Origin of the sequence: Ottowia sp., from assembly GCF_035325765.1 — a bacterium.
Taxonomy (GTDB): Bacteria; Pseudomonadota; Gammaproteobacteria; order Burkholderiales; family Burkholderiaceae_C; genus Ottowia.
The window spans coordinates 55935-61934 of the sequence record NZ_DAOKZG010000002.1; the positions used below are offsets into that span (position 1 = coordinate 55935).

General features: G+C 68.8%; 6 protein-coding genes and 1 pseudogene. 3 read left to right on the plus strand and 4 right to left on the minus strand.

The features are described from left to right. Positions 1 to 173 precede the first annotated feature (173 nt). Positions 174 to 602, minus strand: coding sequence for a CopD family protein (locus PKA16_RS01155; RefSeq protein WP_324399556.1), 429 nt, complete (start codon positions 600 to 602; stop codon positions 174 to 176). A gap of 934 nt (positions 603 to 1536) precedes the next feature. Between PKA16_RS01155 and hemB the strand changes: the two genes are divergently transcribed. Both hemB and PKA16_RS01165 read left to right on the plus strand, forming a co-directional pair. Beyond that, on the plus strand, positions 1537 to 2547 hold the full coding sequence (gene hemB, locus PKA16_RS01160; RefSeq protein ID WP_324399558.1) for a porphobilinogen synthase: 1011 nt from the start codon (positions 1537 to 1539) through the stop codon (positions 2545 to 2547). A 73-nt stretch (positions 2548 to 2620) separates the two neighbouring features. After that, positions 2621 to 3733: a magnesium transporter CorA family protein gene (locus PKA16_RS01165; RefSeq protein WP_324399560.1), complete on the plus strand. Its 1113-nt coding sequence runs from the start codon at positions 2621 to 2623 to the stop codon at positions 3731 to 3733. 135 nt (positions 3734 to 3868) lie between these two features. Here PKA16_RS01165 and PKA16_RS01170 read toward each other — a convergent pair whose 3' ends face one another. Next, a complete protein-coding gene (locus PKA16_RS01170) occupies positions 3869 to 4183 on the minus strand; it encodes a hypothetical protein (RefSeq protein ID WP_324399562.1) in 315 nt (104 codons plus the stop codon). Between the two features lie 309 nt (positions 4184 to 4492). Further along, positions 4493 to 4804, minus strand: coding sequence for a hypothetical protein (locus PKA16_RS01175; protein ID WP_324399564.1), 312 nt, complete (start codon positions 4802 to 4804; stop codon positions 4493 to 4495). Positions 4805 to 4969: 165 nt separating this feature from the next. Here PKA16_RS01175 and PKA16_RS01180 point away from each other — a divergent pair, with 165 nt between their 5' ends. Continuing rightward, the gene (locus tag PKA16_RS01180; protein WP_324399566.1) at positions 4970 to 5884 is read left to right on the plus strand and encodes a LysR substrate-binding domain-containing protein; all 915 of its coding nucleotides are present in this window, start codon (positions 4970 to 4972) and stop codon (positions 5882 to 5884) included. Positions 5885 to 5900: 16 nt separating this feature from the next. Here PKA16_RS01180 and PKA16_RS01185 read toward each other — a convergent pair. Next, positions 5901 to 6000, minus strand: a pseudogene (locus tag PKA16_RS01185) (dienelactone hydrolase family protein); the annotation flags it as partial.

Here is a 6000-nt window from a genome sequence, read left to right on the forward strand (position 1 = left end):
CGCGCGCCCCGGCCAGGGCCGCGCCTTGCGCTTGCAGGGCGCGGGCCGGCCGCAGGCTGGCCCTCGTCGTGCCGTCCGGGGGTGCGCGGCCACCGCTGGAGCCGCGGCACGCAGCCTCGCATCCCATCCCCATGCAGGGCGCGCGTCATCATCGAAACTGGTCGGGCGTTGTCTCAGAACGGCTTGACGGTCACCAGGATCACGGTGGCCAGCAGCAGCAGCACGGGCAGTTCGTTGAACCAGCGAAACCAGACGTGCCCATGCACCGACGCCTGGCGCTCGAAGCGCGCCAGCAGGCGGCCGCACAGTGCGTGGTAGGCGATCAGCACCAGCACCAGCCCCAGCTTGGCGTGCAACCAACCGTTGCCCGGGCCGCGTCCGATGCCGTAGCCCAGCCACAGCACCAGGCCGAAGGCGATCGCCGGCACGGCCAGCAGGCTCATGAAGCGATACAGCTTGCGCGCCATCAGCAGCAGCCGCGCACGCTCGGCCAGCGATTCGGGGGGCACCAGCGCCAGGTTGACGAAGATGCGCGGCAGGTAGAACAGGCCGGCAAACCAGCTCACCACGAAGACGATGTGCAGCGCCTTGATCCACAGCATGTTGAAACCTGGAAATGACCGTTGATCGCTGGTGTTCTTCACGACAGGCGCGCCGGCATCGGCCGAAGTGCCGTCACTCGCCTGCACCGGATGGCCGGCGGCGCTGCACCCTTGCCGACGGCCGCGATCGGCGCGTCATGCAGAGTGCTTTGCTCGCGTCCTTGCAGGGCGCAGCCCGACCAGAGGCCGGGTTCGTTCCCGCCGCGCGAAGGCAGGCAGTCGCTCCCCGCAGCCGCGGCGTTCGCCCTGGCCTGGCCCATCGATCGCGGCATTGATGCGCGCGCCCGATGGCCGGCTCCGGGCCAAGTGTATCGGCTGGCGGGCGCGTGCTCGCAGGACGGTTGCGTGCGCGCAGTAAAAAACCCCGGCCACATGGGGCCGGGGTCGAAAGCCTGTCTGCTGTCACACATCTAGGCTCCCGCTCAGGGAGGAAAAGCGGGGGGCGGCGAACCGCCCGGACGAACTATACCAAAAGTATTGGTTTGCAAGAGTTGTTCATTTGTATCCGAATTCATCCGGGCAGCAGCCGTCGGAGGCGTCCGGAAGCCGCGCGATCGGCGCGCCAGGCCAGTCCCGAGCAGGTCGCGCACGAAGGGCTTCGAAAGCGGCAGCGGTGCCGCATGGCGGCCACGTGTCCCCGCCCGGACGGCGCACCTCGCCAGAGCCATTCCGGTCCAGATTCGCCCGGGCTTCGAGCCCGTGGTGCGGGTTCCGTCGTGGGGCCCAGGCGCTCTTCTGGCGGCTCGTCGTGCGCCGGCCTCGGCCAGCGTCGTGCCGCGCGCAGCCGGGGCCGCGCAGGTGGTGGACGGCGTTGCAAATCCTCACCAAGAGATCGGCCAGCGGGGCGGCATGGGCCGGACTTCCGTGCGGTGCGCGCAACGCCTCCAGCGCCGGTCCGGGTCGTGCGCAGGCGGCTTGAGGCACAATTTTCGCCATGAGCACGTTTCCACCCGCCCCTTTCCCCGCGCATCGTCCGCGCCGCCTGCGCCGGGACGACTTCACGCGTCGCCTGGTGCGCGAACACCAGCTGTCGGTCGATGACCTGATCTATCCGGTGTTCGTGCAGGACGGCAAGAACCGGCGCGAGGCCGTGCCGTCGATGCCCGGCGTCGAGCGCCTGTCGCTCGACTTGCTGCTGCCGCTGGCCGAGGAGTGCGTGCAACTCGGCATCCCGGTGCTGGCGCTGTTCCCGGTGATCGACACCAAGCTGAAGGACGACAAGGGCAGCGAGGCCACCAATGCCCGCGGCCTGATTCCGCGTGTGGTGCGCGAGCTGAAGAAGCGCTTCCCGCAGCTCGGCATCATGACCGACGTCGCGCTCGACCCCTACACCAGCCATGGCCAGGACGGCTGGCTGGACAAGACTGGCTACATCCTCAACGACGAGACCGTCGGCCAGCTGGTCAAGCAGGCGCTCACGCAGGCTGGCGCCGGCGTCGACATCGTGGCGCCCAGCGACATGATGGACGGACGCATCGGCGCGATCCGCGACGCGCTGGAAAAGAAGGGCCACATCCACACGCGCATCATGGCCTACAGCGCCAAGTACGCCAGCGCCTTCTACGGGCCGTTTCGCGATGCCGTCGGCTCGGCCGCCAACCTGGGGCAGAGTGACAAGAAGGTCTACCAGATGGACCCGGGCAATACCGACGAGGCGTTGCGCGAGGTCGCCATCGACCTGCAGGAGGGCGCCGACATGGTGATGGTCAAGCCGGGCATGCCCTACCTCGACGTGCTGCGCCGCGTGAAGGACGAATTCCGCGTGCCGACCTTCGCCTACCAGGTCAGCGGCGAATACGCCATGCTCAAGGCTGCCGCGCAAAATGGCTGGCTGGACCATGACCGCGTCATGATGGAAAGCCTGCTGGCGTTCAAGCGCGCCGGCGCCGATGGCGTGCTGACCTATTTCGCGCGCGACGCTGCGCACCTGCTGCGCGGACGCTGAGGGGCGTGCGCGCCAGGGCCATCCTCGAACCAGCGGCTCTCGCCGGCTGGCGTGCCCGGTACCGAGCCACGCCGTGAACCTCGTCGAATTCGCCGCCGGCGCCCTGCGCTTCCTGGAGCAGCCGCCCGAACGGCTGCCCGCCGACGGTTTTGTCTGGATCTACCTGGAGCGCGCCGAGTTCGACGATCGACAGGCCGAAGTGCAAGCGCTGGCCCGGCGTCTCGGCGGCGCGCCGCTGCTCGACGTCCATGCCAAGGATCTGGCCAATGCCGCGCATCCCTCGCACTTCGATGCCACCTCGGTCTATGACCGGGTGATCTTTCGCCGGTTGGCGAGCGCCGCGGAAGTGGCGGCGACGGGCGGAGCCGCGGCCGCCGGGTCATCAGCGCGCATCGAGTCGCGTGCGGTGGGCTTCGCGGTGTTCGACCGCCTGCTCGTCAGCGTGCATGCGCCGGGTTGCCAGGTTGCCGCCAGCCTGATCGAGCGCCTGGCTGCCGATGTGCGGCTTGGCATCGATGCCCAGGCGGCGCGCGCGCGCCTGCCGCAGAGCCCGACCGACGTCGCGTTGCAGATGATCAACGCCATGGTCGACAGCTATCTCGACCTGCGCAAGCAGCTCGCGCACACGCTCGAGCAGGCGCAGGCGGCGCTGTTCCAGGCGCGCCCGCGCCGCGGGGTGTGGCCCGTTCTGATGCGCGCGCGCCAGCGCCTGCATCTTCTGCAGGAGCTGTGCGAAGAGCAGCAGGACGCGATGCAGGAGTGGCTGGAGGCGCTGCGCGAGCTGCCGCTGTCCAGCTACGGTGCCGATCCGCAGCAGGCCCAGCTGCAGCGTGACCAGCTGGTGGCGCGCACGCGCGACGTCATGCAGCACATCGATCGCGTGCTGCACCACGCGCGGCGGCTCGAGCAGTCCGCCGAGACCGCGGTGCAGATTCACTTCAACGCCCAGGGCCAGCGTACCAACGACATCATGCGCACGCTCACCGCGATCACCGCGGTGTTCCTGCCGTTGAACCTGTTCACCGGCTTCTTCGGCATGAATTTCGACCACCTGCCGCTGATCCACAGCCGTGCCGGCATGTGGGCCGCGCTGGTGCTGCTGGTGCTGCTGGCGCTGGCCATCGTGCTGCTGTTCTGGCGCCGGCGCTACCTGACGCACGCGCGGGACGAAGAGCCCACTTCGTAGCACTCCCGTCCGCGCTTTCGCCCACGCAAAAGCCAGTCGACCCGAGGGGCTCGACTGGCTGGGCAGGGGGACACTTCCTGGCGCGCATGGCCCGCCGGACGGCTCCGTCCGTCCTGGGCTTGCTCGGGGCCGCGCTTACTTGGACTCGCCGCTCTTGTCGGGGAAGCCGTGCGCAGTCTTCTCCGCTTCGCGCGTCTGCTGGCGGACCTGCGCGCGCGTCAGCGTGCTGCTGGGTGCTGCCTTGCCCTTGGCGTTGAAGTTGCCGTCAGCCGGTGGCGTGCGCGCCGCCTGGGCCTCCACCGCGCTGCGCGTCTGCGTGCTGGCACCCGTCGGCGCTTCCTCCGCAAACGGCTCCTGGCCCGAATCCTGTTGTGCCGATGCCGCAATGGCGCCGGTCGCAAACAACAGGGCGGCGGCCATGGTGGCGCTGGAAGCAAGGAACTTGTTCATCACGATTCTCCTGCGGTCGAACACTCGACCACTGCGGGTCGCTATTGCGCCGGTGCCCGATGCATCGACATCTAATAGGCAGACTCTATAAATACATAAATTCAATTAGTCAGAATACAAAGCGATCTCCTCGAAAATTTCATGGGATGCCAACTCCTTCTGGTCGCACGCACGCGCTGCACGCGCGCGGCGCCGCGGTGGCTTGCGCTGGGGTCTGGCCGCAAAACGCAAGACACCCCGCTGGGCAGGCCCATGCGGGGTGCTCATGTGCCGTGTCCGCAGCGGCCTGGTCAGTCCGCTGCGTTGGTTTCAGGCGCTTTCGCCACTGGCGACGTGAAAGCCGTGGGCGATCGCGTCGCGCGTCAGGGCGCGCACCTGATCCCGCGTCAGCGTGCTGCTCGCGCCCTGCAGACCCTCATCGGCGAACTGCCCGGCCACGGGCAGATCCTGGGCCGCGATCGCACGCACGCTGGCACGCTGCACGTTGCTCGTCGCGGTCGGCATGTCGTTGAAGAACGGCTGCATGCCGGCGCTCGGCGTGGCGGCAAGCGCACTGCCCGAAAACAGCAGCGCGGCGCTGGCTGCGATGCTGGCGATCTGGAACCGATTCATGGCGGACATGATGTTTTCTCCTTGTCTTGATCGGGGCTCTGATCGGGTCTCTGCAGCATCCTGGATTGAACGCTGTCAGCCCCCGATTGCCTTGCAATTTAGATTGGGTCGCCCCGCCTTGGCAGAAGATGTCCGAATGGAAGCAGACTATTTCCGGGCCGGAAATAATCACTCATGGACTCCCTTGACCTGATCCAGATCTTCCGCGAGGTGGCGCGCCGCGGCAGCTTCTCGGCGACGGCGCGCGCGCAGGGCGTGTCGCCGGCCAGCGTGAGCAAGGCGATCGCCCAGCTCGAGGCGCGTTTCGACCTGCGGCTGTTCAACCGCACCACGCGCAAGGTGTCGCTCACCGACGCCGGCCAGCTGCTGTTCGAGCGCAGCAGCGCCCTGCTGGAGCTGATCGATCTGACGCAGGGCGAGTTGCACGAGCGCGCCACGCGGCCCAGCGGTATGCTCTCCCTCACCGCGCCGCACAGCCTGATGCAGACCGACCTGCCGGCCATGCTGGGGCATTTCCTGCAACGCCACGACCAGGTGACGCTGCAACTGCACGTGACCGATCGCGAGGTCGGGCTGGCCGAGGAAGGCATCGACCTGGCCTTTCGCGTCGGCCCGATTGGCGACGCCAACCTGATCGTGCGCCGGCTGCTGCCGATCGACTACGTGGCGGCGGCCAGCCCCGATTACTGGCGCCGGCGCGGCAAGCCCAGCCACCCCGACGAGTTGCGCACGCACGCGCAACTGGCCTGGAACCTGTATGGCGAGGCGCCGCGCTGGCTGTTCTCGGTCAAGGGCAAGCCCTATGAGCTGCCCTTGCAGCCGGTCTTCAGCGCCACCAACCAGGCGCCGCTGGCCACGCTGGCGCTGCAGGGCCTGGGCGTGGTCTGGGGTGCGCGCCGCGCGCTGGCGCCCCACCTGGAGCGCGGCGAACTGGAGCCGGCGCTCGAGGCCTTCTCGCCCGCCGACGTCTGGCTGCACGTGGCCTACATGCAGCGGCGCCACAACAGCGCGGCGCTGCGCGCGCTGCTGACGCACCTGGACGAGTTCGCCGCGGCCTTCCGGCAGGTCGAGGCCGGGCCGCAGCGCTGACGCCGCGCGGCGCCCGTCAGCCCAGGTGGCGGGCCAGGAAGGCCAGCGTGCGCTGGCGCGCCAGCGCGGCGGCCGCCTCGTCCCAGGCGCCGCGCTGGTCGCAGTTGAAGCCGTGC